The sequence below is a fragment of the Culturomica massiliensis genome (assembly GCF_900091655.1).
GTDB lineage: Bacteria > Bacteroidota > Bacteroidia > Bacteroidales > Marinifilaceae > Culturomica > Culturomica massiliensis.
Map to the genome: position 1 here is coordinate 2,730,081 of NZ_LT594621.1, position 18,784 is coordinate 2,748,864.

At 47.4% G+C, this 18,784-nt stretch carries 11 protein-coding genes and 1 pseudogene; 8 read left to right on the forward strand and 4 right to left on the reverse strand.

Annotation, left to right across the window (positions count from 1 at the left end; genetic code table 11):
- Window positions 1-6 precede the first annotated feature (6 nt).
- The 5 genes and pseudogenes from BN8908_RS12620 to BN8908_RS12640 all read left to right on the forward strand — a co-directional run bounded on the left by BN8908_RS12620 (window position 7) and on the right by BN8908_RS12640 (window position 9,667).
- Complete coding sequence (locus BN8908_RS12620) at window positions 7-2,286, forward strand: glycoside hydrolase family 2 protein (protein WP_068690922.1); 2,280 nt, start codon at window positions 7-9, stop codon at window positions 2,284-2,286.
- A gap of 29 nt (window positions 2,287-2,315) precedes the next feature.
- Window positions 2,316-5,276, forward strand: coding sequence for a SusC/RagA family TonB-linked outer membrane protein (locus BN8908_RS12625; RefSeq protein WP_068690924.1), 2,961 nt, complete (start codon window positions 2,316-2,318; stop codon window positions 5,274-5,276).
- Window positions 5,277-5,294: 18 nt separating this feature from the next.
- A pseudogene (locus BN8908_RS12630) lies at window positions 5,295-6,869 on the forward strand (RagB/SusD family nutrient uptake outer membrane protein).
- Between the two features lie 19 nt (window positions 6,870-6,888).
- A complete protein-coding gene (locus BN8908_RS12635) occupies window positions 6,889-8,568 on the forward strand; it encodes a DUF5114 domain-containing protein (protein WP_068690925.1) in 1,680 nt (559 codons plus the stop codon).
- A 73-nt stretch (window positions 8,569-8,641) separates the two neighbouring features.
- Window positions 8,642-9,667 carry a glycoside hydrolase family 53 protein gene (locus BN8908_RS12640; RefSeq protein WP_068690927.1) on the forward strand — a complete coding sequence of 342 codons (1,026 nt, stop codon included), beginning with the start codon at window positions 8,642-8,644 and terminating at the stop codon, window positions 9,665-9,667.
- Window positions 9,668-9,780: 113 nt separating this feature from the next.
- On the opposite strand, the gene BN8908_RS12645 is transcribed toward BN8908_RS12640, so the two are convergent.
- From BN8908_RS12645 to BN8908_RS12660, 4 genes are all read right to left on the reverse strand, one after another.
- Window positions 9,781-11,034, reverse strand: a complete 1,254-nt coding sequence (locus BN8908_RS12645; protein ID WP_068690929.1) for a hypothetical protein — start codon at window positions 11,032-11,034, stop codon at window positions 9,781-9,783.
- Between the two features lie 83 nt (window positions 11,035-11,117).
- Window positions 11,118-13,817, reverse strand: a complete 2,700-nt coding sequence (locus BN8908_RS12650) for a TonB-dependent receptor (RefSeq protein WP_068690931.1) — start codon at window positions 13,815-13,817, stop codon at window positions 11,118-11,120.
- A 264-nt stretch (window positions 13,818-14,081) separates the two neighbouring features.
- A complete protein-coding gene (locus BN8908_RS12655) occupies window positions 14,082-14,678 on the reverse strand; it encodes an aminotransferase class IV (RefSeq protein WP_161945875.1) in 597 nt (198 codons plus the stop codon).
- Between the two features lie 28 nt (window positions 14,679-14,706).
- Window positions 14,707-15,678, reverse strand: a complete 972-nt coding sequence (locus BN8908_RS12660) for an aminodeoxychorismate synthase component I (RefSeq protein ID WP_068690933.1) — start codon at window positions 15,676-15,678, stop codon at window positions 14,707-14,709.
- 115 nt (window positions 15,679-15,793) lie between these two features.
- On the opposite strand from BN8908_RS12660, the gene BN8908_RS12665 reads away from it, so the two are divergent.
- From BN8908_RS12665 to BN8908_RS12675, 3 genes are all read left to right on the forward strand, one after another.
- Window positions 15,794-16,366 carry an anthranilate synthase component II gene (locus tag BN8908_RS12665; protein ID WP_068690934.1) on the forward strand — a complete coding sequence of 191 codons (573 nt, stop codon included), beginning with the start codon at window positions 15,794-15,796 and terminating at the stop codon, window positions 16,364-16,366.
- 88 nt (window positions 16,367-16,454) lie between these two features.
- Window positions 16,455-17,027: an NfeD family protein gene (locus BN8908_RS12670; protein WP_021989191.1), complete on the forward strand. Its 573-nt coding sequence runs from the start codon at window positions 16,455-16,457 to the stop codon at window positions 17,025-17,027.
- Window positions 17,028-17,054: 27 nt separating this feature from the next.
- Window positions 17,055-18,500 (forward strand): flotillin family protein, encoded by a 1,446-nt coding sequence (locus BN8908_RS12675; RefSeq protein WP_021989192.1) that lies wholly within the window; start codon window positions 17,055-17,057, stop codon window positions 18,498-18,500.
- The last annotated feature ends 284 nt before the right edge of the window (window positions 18,501-18,784 follow it).

Sequence of the window (18,784 nt, forward strand, 5' to 3'; positions counted from 1 at the left end):
CGAAATATGAAATTATTCGCACTCATCGCATTTTGTGTATGTCTGGGAGCTTGCAGCCCGGGAGAAAGAATGGAAACACCGAATGCCGTTCCATTTAACGACAATTGGTTATTCACCCGTTCGGCAGTAACCCCGGAATCACTCCCGCCCGATAGTATGAAGAGTGTCACCTTACCGCACACTCCCCGCATCGAACCGATGACCGTAAACGATCAATGGCAAGGTATCTGCTACTATGCCAAAAAATTCGAGACACCGGAAAAAGTAAAAGAAAAATTGCTCTCACTTCGTTTCGAGGCCGCCATGAACATTGCCGATATATGGCTCAACGGCAAACACCTGGGAACACATACCGGCGGCTACCTTCCCTTCACGGTGTCCCTCGATAACGCTTTGAACAAATCCGGAGAAAACTTACTCGTCGTACGCCTTGACAACCGCGATAATGCCGTAACAGGCCCCAAACCGTTACATCTGCTCGACTTTTGCACTTATGGCGGAATCTATCGCAACGTATGGCTGATCGTTAAAGATTCGTTGCATATCACCGATCCCATAGCTCGGCAGGAAGGCGGCATTTTTGTACATGCATCGAACATCTCTTCACGAAAAGCCGGTATAAACATCCGGGTCAATGTGGACAATTGCGCTACCGAAAAAGCAAATGCCGTCATCGATTATGAAATCCGCAATGCTACAGGTAAAACAATTCTCCGCGAACAAAACCGGACAATAATAGCTCCCGGAACAGATACGACACTTACGACACATTGCTCAATAGAAAATCCGGAACTATGGAGCCCTGAAAGCCCGAACCTTTATACCCTGATTACCTCTGTCAGTAACAACGGCCGGACAACCGACCGGGAAGAAGTACGTTTCGGTATCCGTGATTTGAAAATTACGCCGGAAGGCTTGTGGCTGAACGGCAAAAAAAGATTCTTGCGGGGTGTCAACCGTCACCAGGAATACCCTTATATAGGCTACGCCCTTTCAGACGAAGCACAGCGCCGGGATGCACAGAAAATCAAAGATGCCGGATTCGATTACGTACGCTCAAGCCATTATCCACAGTCTCCCGCCTTTCTGGACGCCTGTGACGAACTGGGCATTATGGTACTCGACGCCATCCTCGGATGGCAATACTTCGGCGACTCTCTTTTCACCGCACATGCTTTGCAATCTTCCCGGGAATTAATCCGCCGCGACCGTAACCACCCTTGCATACTGGGCTGGGAACTCTCCATTAATGAAACTCAGATGCCGCAAAACTTCACCGAAGCAGCCAACCGTATCGCCAGAGAAGAATTCCCACATGACGATTGCTACACAGCCGGATGGATGAAAAAGGCTTACGACATTTACATCGAAGCCAGACAACACCGCCACAGTGCCCATCTGTCACAACCGCTTATCGTTTCCGAATACGGTGACTGGGAATATTACGCACAAAATGCAGGATTTCATCAGAATACCTGGAACGATCTGCTGGAAGAGGAACGCAACTCCCGCCAACCCCGGCAATCCGGAGAAAAAAGACTATTGCAACAAGCCCTCAATATACAGGAAGCACACAACGACAACCTGACAACCCACGCCTTTGCCGACGGCTACTGGGCCATGTTCGATTACAACCGCGGGTATGCCGACGACCTGGAATATTCCGGTATCATGGATATTACCCGCCTGCCTAAATTTTCCTACTACTTTTTCCGTAGCCAGCGTGATACACCCGAAATGGTATTTATCGCCTCCTACTGGCAACCCGGTATAAGCCGACAGGTAAAGGTATTCAGCAATTGCGAAGAAGTAGAACTCTATGCCGACGGCAAACTGACGGAACGTCGTCGTCCGGACAACGACAATTTTTCGACCCGGCTGTCCCATCCTCCTTTCACCTTCAACATTGCCTGCCAGAAACCGGGCACAGTGAAAGCCATAGGTTACAAAAACGGACAAGCCGTTGCCGAATACAGCGTAACGACACCTGCAAAAGCTGCTAAATTAACATTAAAAGTCGATGAAAGCGGTATAGCTCCGGCACGCAACGATGTCCTGTTCATCTATGCCACCGTATGTGATGCCGATGGGAATCCCGTACACCATTCCGCAGACAAAATTACTTTTCACATAAAAGGAGCACAACTTTGCAGCCCGACGAATATCCGGGCGGAAGCCGGAATTGCTACCGCACTGATACGCACGGCTGATGCACCGGCATCGATCAGTATCAGTGCAGAAGCCCCGGGATTAGAACCGGCTCAAACGACAATTTCAATCCAATAATCTAAATACACAACCTAATACACAAAAACATGCATAGCAAAACTTTATCACTACGTACAGCGGCAATATGCCTGATACTGTGTCTGTATAATCTTTGCAGCACATATCCTGTCTTTGCCCAACAGGCAAGCAGGACTGTCACAGGTAAGGTACTTGACGAAAACAAGCAACCGATGCCTGGAGTAGCCATCCTTATCGTAGGAACCACCTCAGGGGGTACTACGGATTTCGACGGGAATTTTACCCTCAGCGTTCCTGCCGGAAACAACGAGCTGCAATTCTCTTTCATCGGATATGAAACGGTAAAAATGCCCATTCCGGCAAACAACAACATCCGGTTGCAAATGAAACCGCAAACGATGACACTCGACGACGTAGTAGTCATCGGATACGGAACCTCCCGGAAAGGCGACCTGACAGGAGCGGTAGCCAACGTCAGCAGCAAAGACTTCAACGAAGGAATGATCAGTTCCCCGGAGCAACTCATCAACGGCAAAATCGCAGGAGTACAGATCATGTCCAACAGCGGTTCTCCGACTGCCGGAAGCACCATTCGTATCCGGGGCGGAGCTTCCTTAAACGCAAGCAACGATCCGTTGATCGTCCTTGACGGAGTACCCCTGGAAATCGGCGGTATCAGCGGTAACAACAGTAACTTTTTGAGCCTTATCAACCCCAATGACATCGAAAGCATGACCGTATTGAAAGATGCTTCTTCAACAGCGATCTATGGCTCCCGGGCCTCTAACGGTGTTATCATCATTACGACCAAAAAAGGAGCCGACAGCAAACTGAAAATCAGTTTCAATACAACCAATTCGTTACAAGTACGCACCCAAACAGCCGATATGCTCTCCCGTGGGGAATTCATCAATATCGTCAATTCGAACGGGAGCGATGCCCAAAAAGCCCTGCTCGGTACGGCAAACACCGATTGGAACGACGAAATTTACAACGTCGCCTTCGGGACCGATAATAATTTGAGCTTTTCGGGTAAATTGAAAAACATACCTTACCGTGTTTCTTTGGGATATTACAACCAGGACGGAATCTTACGTACGGACAACGCAGAACGCATCACCGGAAACATTTCTGTCTCCCCGGGCTTTTTCAACAACTATTTAAAATTCAACGTCAACATAAAAGGTTCCCTCAATAAAAACCGTTTTGCAAACGACGGAGCAATATGGGCCGCGTCAACTTATAACCCGACCCTCCCCGTACATTCCGGTAACGATGCTTTCGGCGGATATACCGAAGCGATCGACAACACCGGAACCCCGGTAACCCGAGGTGTACGCAACCCGCTGGGGCTGCTCAGACAATACAAATCAACCAGTGACATAAAACGGGTCATCGGAAATGCCGATGTCGATTACAAACTCCATTTTCTGCCGGAACTGAAATTCCACGCTACCGTCGGCTATGACTACGCCGAAGGCAAAGGAAAAATCTATGTTCCGGAAGAGGCTGCCGAATATGCCACCACCGGAGGACGGGATTTCACCTACGGTCCGCAAATAAACACCAACCGCCTGTTGACCACTTACCTGAACTACAACAAAACATTCGGTGAATTCACTGTCGATGCGACCGCCGGATACGACTACCAGGCATGGAAAAGCTCCAGCGAAAAATATTCGGAATTAAATGTCGCCGGAATCGAACAAAAAAGCATTGCAGCCAGCGATCAACGACACGTACTATTATCCTATTACGGCCGTCTGAACCTGACTTACGACACCCGTTACATGTTGACGGCAACCATACGCCGCGACGGGACCTCCCGTTTCAACAAAGACAACCGCTGGGGAACCTTCCCATCCCTCGCCCTGGCATGGCGTATCTCCGAAGAATCTTTTCTCGAAAACTGGGAAACATTGAGTAACCTGAAACTACGGGGTAGCTATGGTGTCACCGGACAACAGGACGGCATCGGCAACTACAACTACCTCCCCGTATATACCGGTAGTCAGAGCGGGGCCGAATACCAGTTCGGAAATGCATTCTATCCTACCTATCGTCCGGAAGCCTATGCATCAGACCTGAAATGGGAAACGACAACCGCCTGGAATGCCGGCATCGATTTCGGTTTCTTCAACAACCGTCTTTCCGGAAGTGTGGATTTTTACACCCGGAAAACAAAAGATTTGCTGGCGACGGTCCCTTCTCCCGCAGGAACCAATTTCGATAAAACAATCCTGACAAACGTCGGGAATGTCGACAGTCACGGACTCGAATTCGGACTGAATGTAACCCCTATCGATACCAAAAACATAACCTGGGATATGTCTTTCAATGCAACCTGGCAAAGAATGAAAATCCAAAACCTGTCGCTCGTAAAAGGCACAGCCATCACGAATACTTCCGTGGGACCGACCATCGACAGTTATTATTTTCAGGTATTGAGCGAAGGCTACGAACCCTATATGTTTTACCTATACCATCAATTATACGACGAAAAAGGCAAACCGATTGAAGGTGCGTATGCCGACCTCAACGATGACGGCGAAATCAATTCCGACGACCTGTATCGTTACAAATCACCGTCGCCTGATTGGATTCTCGGTTTCAGCACCTCCTTGCGATATAAAAAATGGAACCTCGGAATGAGCTTCCGGGCCAATATCGGTAACTACGTTTACAACGGAATGGCAATGAACACCGGAGCATGGAACACCATGTCCTATAACGACTACCAGCTAAACAACCTGTCGTCCAGCTATCTGAAAACCGGATTCCGGGAACGTCAATTCCTCTCGGACTATTACGTAGAAAACGCTTCATTCCTGAAAATGGACAACATCACGTTGACCTACAACTTCGGTAAAATATGGAATTGCTTCAACCTGAATGCATCCGCAATGGTACAAAATGTATTTACCGTCACGAATTACTCGGGTGTAGACCCAGAAGTTCCCAATGGGATGGACTCCTCATTCTATCCCCGTCCCCGCATATTCTCACTTGGCCTCGGTCTGGATTTCTAACTTTAAAATATCGAAGTAATGAAAAAAATATTCTACATATTTATCATAACAGGAATATCCCTCCTGTCAACTTCCTGTGTCGGCGACCTCGACCAACTCCCACACAAGGAAACCACTTCCGGCAACATCTACACCACTGCCGCAAACTACAAATCGGTACTTGCAAAATTGTATGCATCCTATGTCATTGCCGGCCAGGAACAAGGCGGCGGTAACCCGGATCTGTCGAGCAATAGCGGGTACGACTACATGCGTTGCTACTTCAACATGCAGGAATGCGGCACGGAAGAAATCGCATCCACCTGGCTCGAAGGGGATAACGTAAAAGGACTGACTTATCTGTCCTGGGACGTAAACGACCCCTGGGTATCCGACACCTACTACCGCATTTATTACACCATCGCCCTCTGTAACGAATTTCTGCGGAATGCCGGCGACAGCCAGATTGCCGGATTCAGCGAAAGCGAACAGGCAGACATCCGTCATTACCGTGCAGAAGCCCGTTTTCTGCGGGCACTGTCATACTACCATGCCATGGATTTATACCGCAACATCCCTTTCGTAACAGAAGCGAACCCGGTAGGCTCTTACATTCCTCCCCGGTATACCTCTGCACAGATATTCGATTTCATCGAAACCGAATTGACAACCATCGAAAACGAACTGCTTCCGGTAAACGAATGCGAATACGCCCGGGCTTCTCAGGCGGCTGCCCAGGCCCTGCTGGCACGTCTCTACCTGAATGCCGAAGTATACAGCTGAACGGCCCGTTACACCGATTGCATTACCTACTGCCGGCGTGTCATGCAAAACGGATATCACCTCGAACCGGAATATGCCAAACTGTTTAATGCCGACAACAACCTGCGTACCCATGAAATCATTTTTTCATTCGCAGTAGACGCCAACCGTACCACCTCCTGGGGAGCTACAACCTACATTATCTGCGGAGCCGTAAGCAGCACCTCCGAATTCCAGAATCCCGCCGACTACGGTGTCACAAGTGGCTGGGGTTCATTCCGGGTTCGCCAGGAACTCCCCCTCTTATTCCCCGAAGGTGACAAGCGCGGTATGTTCTTCACCGAAGGCCAATCCATGAGTGTCGACATCATCGACGACCAAAGCAAAGGATATTTTGCAGAAAAATGGACCAACCTGACTGATGCCGGAGAAGCGGCTTCCAACACGGGAGCATTGGGGGTATCTACTGACTTCCCCGTGTTCCGCCTGGCTGATGTTTACCTGATGTTTGCAGAAGCCGTACTACGCGGCGGAGCCGGCGGTTCTGCCGGTGAAGCGGTCGGATATATTAACTTATTACGGGAGCGGGCCTATGGAAACACATCCGGAAATATCGGAACCGGCGATCTTACCCTCAACTTCATACTCGACGAACGGGCACGCGAACTCTATTGGGAATGTGTACGCCGCACCGACCTGATCCGTTACGGACGTTTCACGGATAACTCATACCTATGGCAATGGAAAGGCGGAGTAAAAGACGGTAAAGGAGTAAACGACAAATACAACACCTATCCGATTCCGGCCAGTGAACTATCCGCTAACCCGAATCTTTATAACGAAAAATATTAATCGATTAATCTGAACAGATATGAAAACGATAAAAGGACTGATAGCCCTGCTCGCTATATGCTGCACTGCCGTTTCCTGTGAAAAAGACGGTGACAAGATCATCTTGTCGGGACTGGAACCTTCTAAACTGATCGCTACGGCGACCGATGTCAGGCTAACACAGGAAAACGCCGAAGCAATTGCCCTCTCTTTTGCCTGGAATAACAGTGAACTGTACACCAACACCCCGGGCATGAATGTACCCTCTTCCTTCCCGCATATAAGTTTACAGTCTGCGGCTGACGCAGCATTTACGACGCCGACAGAAACAGTCGCAGACAAAGAATCTCACAGTTTTACGGGAATAGAACTCAATACCCTGGCTAAAAATGCCGGTTTGGAAGCTGATGAATCATCCCCGCTCTACTTTCGTCTCAAAGTAACTCTGGGGACCAACACAGATCCCGTATACAGCAATATTGTCAGCGTAAACATCACTCCTTATAAAATCGATATGTCGCTGATCAAAATGCTGGACGCCAAAAAAGAAAAAGTGCTGGGCACACTCTACTCACCCGAATCCGACGGAGAATATGCCGGATTTGTAAGTGCCACCTCCTGGCTGAACTTTTTTCTGCAGGAAGGTGACGGTACCCTTTGGGGTAATGTAGGCGTTGATGGGATGGCTTTCAAACTGACAAACGACGAATCCATGTGGAACTGCTGGTATCCCGGCCAAAGCGGCTGTTTCTACACGACAGTCAGCACATCCGGTAAAGAATGGACAGCCACCCATATTCCGGTCCTCGACATTTCCGGCGCTGTCGATGCTGAAATGAGCTATGTCACCTCCAAAAATCAATGGAAGGCAACCGTTACGACAACAACCGACAATTCTGTCATACAGATTTCAGGTACCGGAAAAAAATACAATGTTTCCACCCAAACGGACGACGCAGCCACCATCGACACCCCTATCGCCTTTACCGTAAACGGCAATCAGGTTGCCCTGACCGCAACGGCAGGCGACATCACCATCCCGACCGCCGGTACATGGACATTGACCCTTGATTTCAGCGATCCTAAAACAGGAACATATACTCTGACAGCAGGAGAAGGCGACGACCCCGAAGAGGAAATATTCCCGTTCCTCTATCTGGCAGGAATCGACGACGGAACGACAGGCCCGGATTGGAACTTCAATGTTAAAATTGCACGCGGCAACGACGGCATATACAGCGGAATAGTATATGTCAACTCCCTCTGGGGATTCAAAATGTACACCACAGCCGACGACTGGAATAACTATTACACCATGGGCGAAACAGAAGGTACGTTGATAAAAAACGGCGAAGGTAATATCACTGCCCCCGAAGAAGGAGTTTACCTGATCACAGTCGACCTGGCAAATCTGACCTATACCATGAAAAAACTGGAAAACCGGATTTACATCTCCGGCTTGAACGATGTATGGGATTTCACCGTAACTTTGGACAAAACCGCTGACGGCGTATATTCAGGTACAATCGAAGTAACCACCGTATCTCCATGGGGATTCAAAATTTATATCGAACCCGAAAACTGGAATGATTACTTCGGCGGAGGCGAAGGCCTGTTATATTACAAAGGCGAAGGTATCACCGACGACGCTGCCGGAGTCGGGATTTATACATTGACCGTAAATTTAATCAACGCCACCTACGAAATGATAAAACAATAAAAACGCGGATTACACGGATAAAATTATCAGCGGAATCCGTGTAATCTGCAAAAACACTTAAAATAATCAAAACATGAAACTGCATTATTTATTTATATCCCTGCTCCTCTTCAACTCACTGACTGCGTGCAGTGACGACGACAACAAACCCGGTACGCCTCCCGTACCTCCCGACATGAGCGGATTCGCCAAAGGAGCCGATGTAAGTTGGATCACCCAGATGGAAAAAGCAAACGTCAAATTCTACAACACCCAAGGCCGGGAAATGGAATGTATGCGTTTATTACGCGACCTCGGCATGAACACCGTCCGTCTGCGGGTATGGGTCGATCCGGCCGACGGCTGGTGTAACAAAGCCGACTTACTGGTGAAAGCCTATCGGGCACATAATCTGGGGATGCGCCTCATGATCGACTTCCATTACAGCGACGTATGGGCAGATCCGGGAAGTCAAACCAAACCGGCAGCCTGGGAAAATCTCTCTTTCGATGAACTGAAAACAGCGGTCGCCGATCATACGACTGAAATTCTTACGGCCCTGAAAAATCAGGGTATCACTCCGGAGTGGGTACAGGTCGGGAACGAAACGGGCAACGGCATGTTATGGCCCGACGGACAAGCCGATAAAAACATGGCACAATATGCCGCCCTCAACAATGCCGGGTATGATGCAACAAAAGCAATATTTCCGAATGCCAAAGTCATCGTACACTTGCAAGGCGGCGACAACAACAACCTCTATCGCTGGCTCTTCGACGGCCTGAAAACCAACGGCGGGAAATGGGACGTCATCGGCATGTCCTTATATCCCTCCGCCGACAAATGGCAAACGTTCGTTGACGCTTGCGTCGACAACATCAAAGACATGACCGAACGTTATGGCAGTGAAGTCATGATTTGCGAAACAGGTATGCCTTGGGAACAGGCCGCTACCGCCAAACTTTTCCTCACCGATCTGATCACCCGTGTTCAGGGCTTTGACAACGCTCTCGGTGTTTTATATTGGGAACCGGAAGCTCACAATAGCTGGAACGGTTATCAATTGGGAGCCTTCGACGAATCGGGCAAACCTACCGAAGCCCTCGATGCCTTCAAATAAAAAACGTCCATAAAACAAAACTAAAAGGAATAGGGCCTGCCTGGAAACCAGACAGGCCCTCCACAACTCAGGATAAATATACTATTTCGCCCTATGGGCCGACATAGCCGTCATTATTTTTTCGTCCAACCTGTCGTCCAATCGTTACCTGCTTTCACTGCCCCCTGATACTGGGCCTTTGTAAAAAACGGATCGATAGCCGACATATCCTCGCCTCCGTCAATTACACCGATATACTTATTGGTAAAAGCCGGGGTTGCATTGATCGTATTATGATTTGCAGCTGCCGTAAACAAGGCTGAAGAATAAATTCCCTCCTTACAATTGATATCTCCGGCCATTGTAATGTATTTCAACACCGATGTCCCGTCTGCCAGAAAACCTTCCGTCTCCGTCGTCTCCGTTGTCAGATTACGGGTCTTTCCGGTTACAATCGTATTGTAAAGCTTAGCCTGTGTACCGGCACGCAAACGGATACCCCGGTTTTGGGTGGCAATATCGCTACCTTCTGAAATCTCACTATCGGCACCGATCAAAGTCATATTGGCCAATACCGGACAAGCAATCGGAGTTGCACCGAAACCCTTATCCCAGTTATCGGCCTCGATCAAACAGTCACAACCCAACGGGAATTCGGATTGCGGAGCCTGATAAGCAACAAAAAATTGTCCTTTTCCTACCCATCCCTGTGTCCAGTCGAAAGCATCGTCACTATTGCTGTACGACACCAGATATTTGGCATTCACAGTACCGCCGAACCACTCGAAACCGTCATCCGTACCTTTATATGCCTGTAAATATTCCAAAGTAGTACCGTTACCAACACCATAAAAAGTGAAACCGTTACACTCTTTTTCTGCGGTAAACTTATACCCGGCATATTCAATACGTACATAGCGGAGAATACCGGAATTATCGTTAACGATATTTCCTCCGTAAGGTGCATCGCCGACCTCAGACTTCTGATTTCCGGCATTGATCGGAGCTCTACCGCAAATGTGCAAACCTCCCCATGCTCCCGGCTCTTCGGTTTCCGATGTCATGATAATCGGTTTTTCAGCTGTTCCTTCGGCCATGATCTTACCGCCCTGTTCCACCAGAATAAAATCGATCGTCTGATCTTCACTCTTGGCGATGATTTTCGTCCCGGGCTCGATCCGTAATACACCGCCGTCTTTAACGATATATTCTCCATCCAGATAATACGTATTATTAGCCGTCAACGTAACCGTAGACGTAACGTCTCCTTTCAGTGTAACCTCATCTCCGTCTCCACCGCCACCGTTACCATCGTCACTACAGGAAGTAAATGAAAGAGCCACAACTGCCATGGCCAATACTGCAAATTTCCAATAATTCATTTTCATACTATTCAAAATTAAATTGTTAATGTCTGATTCAATTAATATTACACATTCTATAGATTGTGGTTAAACAACTTCATTCGTATTTAAAACTTATATGAAAAACCGATTTCTGCACTGCTTCCCGGGCGGAAAGATTCTACCAACTCACGGCTGCCGGTTGCGGGTATCTTTTGCATAAAGCGGATCTCACTATTCAGCAAATCCTTCACCTGTGCCTTCAGGCTAAAATGCTTATTGATAGCATAACTCGCTACAAAATCGAGTGTATGAAGAGTTTCCTGCTTGATATCCCCGGTTTTATAAATCCCTACCGAATGAATCCGGGGCCCCTGAACATTATAAACCAATGCCAACGTCATATCGCTCTCCTCATTAAAACGGGGGGTATAACTTAAATCCGCATTGATCAGAAAAGGGGAAGCTCCTTGTAAAGCCCGCTCGCTCTCTGTATAAACTCCTTCATCCGGTAACTTGACATTCGTATACATAAAAGAAGCATTAGCACCCAAACGGACATCTTTGATAAGTTCTTTCCGGAATTCGACCTCTATCCCGGCAGCAATCCCATCCTCCGCATTGCGGAAAGAATGATAAACCGATCCTCCGGCAGCCTCCTGTGTACGCTCGATAGGCGAATCCAGCCTTTTAAAATAACCGGTCACGGAAAACATATCCCCCCGCCCCTGCGGGAACAAATCATAACGTAAATCCACATTATAATTGTACGCATTTTTCAGATTTTCATTACCACGCACATAAGCACTTCCGTACGATTCCTGATAGAGGAAAGGCGACATCTCGATAAACGAAGGACGAGTAACGGTACGCGACACGGAAAAACGCAGGCTACTGCTCTTGTTAATATCGTATTTTATATTCAATGCCGGGAAAAAATCCCCTTTGTTCAATCTGGCTTTAAACTCCCTGCCTCCGTCATTCCAATAACGTACCCATTGTTGCGATTGCTCATAACGGAGCCCGAAACTAATCATCAAAACCGAAAGCGGTAAATACTCCACCTCTGCAAAAGCCGCTCCGATATCATTTTTAGCATAGTAAGTATAACGGGGCTGTGCATCCAGATTAACCGTAATCAATCCGTTAGCTATATTCTCCTGGTTCAGATAGCCGTCAGTATCGTACATATTTTCCACTGCAGGAGAAAGATTATACACATCGTAATAAAAATTCATACACTGGAAATCCCGTTTCTTGCTCTTATATACCCCTCCGAAACGGATAAAATTACTTTCCCCGAAACGATAAGCCGCCCGCACATCACCTACACCCTCATTCTCGTCCAATTCACTGAAATAACGGGACGTCGTTTGATTTTGCTTATATAATGTCAGCTTTCCCGTATTCCTATCCTTAAAAAACACCACCTGTCTCCGGTCCGGCTCATCACTATTCGTAATCCCATACGACCCACTCCAATTCAAGGTCCACCGCTTACCGAACTCATGATGTCCTGCCAACTGATTATTCAACAAACTATATGCCCGGAAAATACTGTTGCTGGTCGCGATATGATCACCCTCGGCATCCGTACCTTCCCGTTGCATATACGTATCGATCGCATTACGGGCATAAAAAAACGTATAACTGATCCGGTCCGTCTGACGGAAAGTATAACCCAGATTTGCCAGCCCGGCAATCTTCAGGTCTGAAGTATAACTATCGTAACTGAACTCATCCAGATTATATCCCTCGGCGTTCAACGTCCGCACATACCCGTTATCCAACATCTGCCGGCTGTTGCTGATCCCGAATGAAGCCAGTAAACTAAGCCGCTGGTTTCCGACATCCCAGCTTTTTCCCAATCCGGCAGAACCTCCGAAATCCGGCAATGCTTTTTTATCACGGACAGCAAACGTCGTCCCGAAAAGATCCTTCTTACGGGCATATTCCCTGAATTCTGTCTTCCCCATAGAAAGCACACTCTTATCCTCCAGATTAGGAGTTGTAAAAAGCGTACCCTTTTTATCGCTGTAATAAAAAGTTTTGCCCAACGTATTGAACTTCCCTCCGGTATTAAAGCCGAGCGTAAAAAAATCCCCACCCGTATTCTCCTTTGTTCCGATATCGATATGTGCTCCTGAATAATCGGCAAAAGAACCGGCTTCATACACCTTACTTACAGTGATATTTTTTACCGTTGCTGCCGGGAACAAATCCAGCGGTATCAACTTATTATCCGGATTCGGTGAAGCAATCGGCAATCCATTCAACGTCGTCGTACTATACCGGTCCCCCAATCCCCGCACAATCAATTGTCCGGCACTTGCAATCGAAATCCCGGTTATCTTCTTCACCCCTTCTTCCACATTCGATGCCCCTTTCAGACTCATTTCCTTCGCTCCGATATTTTCGATAGCCACCATCGATTGCCGACGTTCCATCTGTAACATCCGTTCGTTCTCCATATTTTTACGTGCTTTCACCGATACTTCCTCCAAAGCCTCTGCTACTGCCTCCATTTCAAAATTCAATTCCGTATCTGCACCAACCCTTACCTGCTCCCGTACCACATCCCGATAGCCCATATACCGCACCTGTAACCGATAAGTCCCGCTTTCCAGATTCAATACATATTTTCCATCCAGATCGGCGGCAGTTCCGAATGTAGTCCCAACTACCTGTACCGTAGCCCCAATCAAAGGTTCCTTCGTTTGTTTATCGATAATCGTTCCCCGGAGAACACCTGCCGCTGCCTGAAAAGAAAGAGCGGCCCAAAAGAAAAGTAAAACAGTCAATTTTAAGTAATCTTGCTTTTTATACATCGTTACGTTTTTTATTCGTCGCAAAGATTACCCATAAACATTACATTACCGTCTCGTTTTTATTTCTATTTTATTACATTTCATAACAACCTGAAAACAGACTGTCAAAATCATTCCAACTGCGGCAACAGTTAAAACAAACTTTATAACATCCGGCAAAAAAGAAAACTACAACCTGAATCACAACGCAACAAATCCGCCCTCCTGCGTAAAAACAAAAGCTCCGGCATAAAAGCCGGCATCCTTCAGATAATTAATTGAAACCTATTTGACAATCCGGTCCACCGGGATAGCCACCTCATCCTCCAGATCCAGCATAGCGTTGATCAGATAAACACGGTCATAAGTATAAAGATCGGCAACACGGACCGGACATGCCCGGATTAAACCCTGTTGCAATAAGAAACGGCGTTTCGTCCCGTTCAGCAGATAAGTGTCCGGCGTATAAAATTCACCTCTACGGCTCAACACCACATTACTATAACTCGTATCCGTCAGAAATCCGTCCTTTACAATCAGCACATCATCGCAATCGCCCCGTTTCTCGTACAGCTTCATAAGCATCGAACGATCGGCAGACTTGTAAGGATACACGATGTCATCATCATCTACCACCTTCAGCGCACGGATAACCCGGGGACGATAAGCCGCAAATTCCACTCCACATATGCCTGCCGGATCATACACAACCCGACACTTCACCACTCCATTCCGTAAACCGGCAGGCGGTAAAAACAATCCTGCCTGCAATTCCGGCATAGGCATACCCATAGATTGCAGTGTTTCCTGCATCCGCCGGATATGAAACTCCAAATGACAAGGATACCCTTCCGAAATTTTAATTGTTTCTATAAATTGCATAGACTCTCTCATAATATCCTCAAACCGGCTAAAACGGTAGATATACCTTTTGTAAAACCTCCCGGTATTCATCCTCACAACGGCTGTTTACAGTGATTCCGCCTCCACTATGGAAATAACGCCTCCCCTCCCGCTCTTCGATAAACCGGATCAACACGGCCGAATCCAGATCACGACCATCAAAATAACCGAACACACCCGTATAAAATCCGCGTTTTTCCTTCTCCGCCTTCCCGATCATTTTTACCGTAGCCTCTTTAGGGGCACCGGAAATCGAACCTGCCGGAAGCATACGGAACAAAATATCTCCCAAATACGCCGGATAATCTTCCGGCAACCTTCCGGCAATCTCCGAACTCACCTGTAGAATAGCCCCGTTCGTCGTTTCAAGCCGGTCTATATAACGAAAACGCTCCACTTGTACATCCGTGGCAACCATACTCAAATCATTACGTATCAGGTCGACAATCGTATAATGCTCCGACGTCTCCTTATAATCTTCCAGTATCACCCGCTCTGCATCCGGTATCGATGCATCGATCGTTCCCTTCATCGGATAAGAAGCAATCCGCCCTTCCTGTATCCGCACGAAAGTTTCCGGAGAAAAACACACAAACCGCCCCGGCACCCACAACCGGTAACGAGCCCGGCTATACCGAAAAATATCCGCTAAACTTAAATCCGTCGTCACCTCCGTTCTCACGGTCAAATTAGCAAGAAATGAATCCCCCCGTAACAAGCCCTGACGGATAATCCCGAACTTTTGTTCATACGCTTCATAAGTCAACGGCTTCCGGGAAAAAGAAAAATCCCGGTCCGGAAGAACAACCGGATAAGCAGCATTCGTCACCCCTCCGATTTGCCACAACACTTCCTGTTGTGCAATAGGCATACGATAGAAAAAGCCTTCTTCTTGTTCATAATCTACTCCGAACAAAAAAGGACATCCGGCTTTGCCGGCCTCATTCATCAACTGTTTTACTTCAATCGCTGGAATCATAAAGACAAAATAAAGCCATCAGCACCGATTTTCCAACAACAACGCCTTTTATCTTCTTCAGATATTTTCCTTCCGGCAATTTTAAACTATTTTTGTCCCGGCAATCCCGATCGATATGCAGCACATTTTAGTCATCGACAACCACGACTCCTTCGTATATAACCTGGTCCAACTCCTCCGGCAAAACGGTCGTTGCCGGTTCGAAATCATTTCCAACGACCGGATTGCCCATTGCCACCCCCGTCGTTTCGATAAAATCCTTTTGTCTCCCGGACCGGGCATACCGGAAGAAGCCGGAGATATGCCGGCACTCATCGACCAGTGCAAACACACCCACCCGATATTGGGAATATGCCTTGGTCATCAGGCTATTGCCGAAAATTTCGGAGCCCGCTTACAACAGCTCACGTCTCCCCGGCACGGCCATAGCAGTCCGCTCAACATCACAGACCCCGGTGATCCTTTATTCCGACAGATACCCCCCGGTACGCCAATCGGTCGCTATCATTCCTGGGTCATCGACCCCGCCGGATTACCGGCCTGCCTTAAAATCAGTTCTCTGGACGAAGAAGGACACATCATGTCCTTCTACCATGCAAGCCTTCCGATTCACGGACTGCAATTTCATCCCGAATCCATCATTACCCGCCACGGCCGGCAAATCATCGATAACTGGCTCGACGAATAAAAAAAAACTGTAACAAGCGTAAATTATTCAGGAAAAATGACACCTTTGTAAAACGTCTGAATACAACTAACCTTAAATACTAAATATCATGCAAGAATGGTGGATGTCTCTTGACTTATTTTTAAAAAGCCTGTGGTGTATCAGCATCACAACGAGTCTGATCTTTATCATCCAAACCGTCCTTACCTTTATAGGTATGGATTCGGATGCCGGATCAGGTGCCGACTTTGACGGCAGTACCGGTACGGACGGGGATTTCCCTTTCCAGCTCTTTACATTCCGTAACTTTATCAACTTCTTCCTCGGATTCAGTTGGACGGCCATTGCCTTTTACGAAGTTATCACCCCGACCTGGTTCCTGTTGTTTATAGCTATCCTCGTCGGACTTTTACTTGTTGCAGCCGTTATGTATATTTTCTACCTGATGAGCCGCATGGAACAATCCGGAAACATCAATATCGACAACGCCCTCGGATGCCGGGGCAATGTATATCTTAAAATCCCGGCAAAACGTTCCGGTGAAGGGAAAATACAAATATCCATACAAGGGGCTATCCGGGAATACGATGCGCTCACCGATGGAGAAGAACTCCCTACGGGAAGCCCGATCCGGGTAATAGAAGTATTAAACGCAGAAACCCTGCTCGTCGAAAAAATTTAAATCCAAACAATCATTAAATTACAGTAAATGGAAACAACCCTTTATCCCATCATTGCGATCGTCGCCGTACTATTCGTCACCTTCGCCGCTATTCTGTCCCGTTACAAACGGTGTCCTTCCGATAAAATCCTTGTCGTTTACGGAAGAACAGGAAAAAACAAAGCCGGAGCAACCAGCTCTGCCCGTTGTATACACGGTGGTGCTGCTTTTATCTGGCCTGTATTCCAAAGCTACGCTTTCCTGGACCTTACTCCGATTTCCATCGAATGCAACCTGACCAACGCTTTGAGTAAACAAAATATCCGTGTCGACGTCCCCTGTCGTTTTACCGTAGGTATATCCACCGAATCCGAAAGCATGACCAATGCCGCCGAACGCTTACTCGGACAACGACTTGAAAATATTCAGGATTTAGCTAAAGACATCTTATTCGGACAATTACGTCTGGTCATTGCAACAATGGACATCGAAGAAATCAATTCCGACCGGGACAAATTTCTGGCCAATGTCAGTGCGAACGTAGAAGCCGAACTCCGTAAAATCGGTTTGAAACTGATCAATGTGAACGTCACCGACCTCCGCGATGAGTCCGGATACATTGAAGCTTTAGGAAAAGAAGCTGCAGCCAAAGCCATCAACGACGCCAAAAAAAGCGTAGCCGAACAAAACCGATTCGGGGAAATCGGTAAAGCCGAAGCCGACCGGGACAAAGACATCCGCATCGCCGAAACCGTACGCGACACCCGTGTCCGTACTTCAGAAGCCAATGCTTCAGCCGTAGAGGGGGAAAACAATGCCAAAATCCTCATCGCCGATTCCGATGCCACCCGTCGCGAAAGAGAAGCCGAAGCCGCACGTAAAGCCATCGCCGCCGAAAAAGTACAATCGGCAAAAGCCCTGGAAGAAGCCTACCTTGCAGAAAAAGAAGCCGAAACAGCCCGTGCCGAACGTGAAAAAGCGACCCAAACGGCCAACATCGTCGTTCCGGCACAGATTGAAAAAGAAAAAGCCATCATCGATGCAGAAGCAGAAGCAGAACGTATCCGCCGACTGGCCAAAGGTGAAGCCGATGCAATCTATGCTAAGATGGATGCTCAGGCAAGAGGTTTACTTGAAATCCTGACCAAGCAAGCATCGGGTTACGACCGTATCGTACAGGCGGCAAACGGCGATCCCGACAAAGCGATCCTCTTGCTGATCACCGACAAACTGCCCGAACTGGTTAAAACCCAGGTTGAAGCTGTTAAAAACATTAAAATCGATAAAATTACGGTATGGGATGGTAACAACACTGGAAATGGTAACACATCCACAGCCAACTTTATTTCCGGCATGATGAAATCCGTTCCACCGTTGAACGACCTGTTTAACATGGCAGGCCTGGATCTCCCGACCTATCTGAAAGGAAAAGAACAGGAAAAAAATCAACAAATACCGGTTGCCGAAGAAGTTCCCGCCGAGGAAACCAAATAAATACCGAAAAGAGGCTGAATTCTAAGTCTCTTGCAAATTTTTGAGCAAGAAAATCGTGATAAACTGAGTTTTTATTGCGATTTTCTTTTTTTCGCATGTTTTCTTTTCCCAAATCTCGTGCTTTGTAAAAGCTTTCAAAAAGAAAAATAATCCCTCCTCTTTCTGGAATATCCCTTATGCGCTTAATATAACAAATGGCGTTCTTCTTTAAATTTCCTTGATTTCGCCTGTCCTTATAAATCCGATTTCGTTTCATTTTAATTATTATTTTAAATTTAAAATCT

Coding starts and splice junctions, on each gene's coding strand:
- BN8908_RS12635 (WP_068690925.1), top strand. CDS start 6,889: ATGAAAACGATAAAAGGACTGATAGCCCTGCTCGCTATATGCTGCACT.
- BN8908_RS12650 (WP_068690931.1), bottom strand. CDS start 13,817: ATGTATAAAAAGCAAGATTACTTAAAATTGACTGTTTTACTTTTCTTT.
- BN8908_RS12620 (WP_068690922.1), top strand. CDS start 7: ATGAAATTATTCGCACTCATCGCATTTTGTGTATGTCTGGGAGCTTGC.
- BN8908_RS12665 (WP_068690934.1), top strand. CDS start 15,794: ATGCAGCACATTTTAGTCATCGACAACCACGACTCCTTCGTATATAAC.
- BN8908_RS12675 (WP_021989192.1), top strand. CDS start 17,055: ATGGAAACAACCCTTTATCCCATCATTGCGATCGTCGCCGTACTATTC.
- BN8908_RS12670 (WP_021989191.1), top strand. CDS start 16,455: ATGCAAGAATGGTGGATGTCTCTTGACTTATTTTTAAAAAGCCTGTGG.
- BN8908_RS12625 (WP_068690924.1), top strand. CDS start 2,316: ATGCATAGCAAAACTTTATCACTACGTACAGCGGCAATATGCCTGATA.
- BN8908_RS12655 (WP_161945875.1), bottom strand. CDS start 14,678: ATGCAATTTATAGAAACAATTAAAATTTCGGAAGGGTATCCTTGTCAT.
- BN8908_RS12640 (WP_068690927.1), top strand. CDS start 8,642: ATGAAACTGCATTATTTATTTATATCCCTGCTCCTCTTCAACTCACTG.
- BN8908_RS12660 (WP_068690933.1), bottom strand. CDS start 15,678: ATGATTCCAGCGATTGAAGTAAAACAGTTGATGAATGAGGCCGGCAAA.
- BN8908_RS12645 (WP_068690929.1), bottom strand. CDS start 11,034: ATGAAAATGAATTATTGGAAATTTGCAGTATTGGCCATGGCAGTTGTG.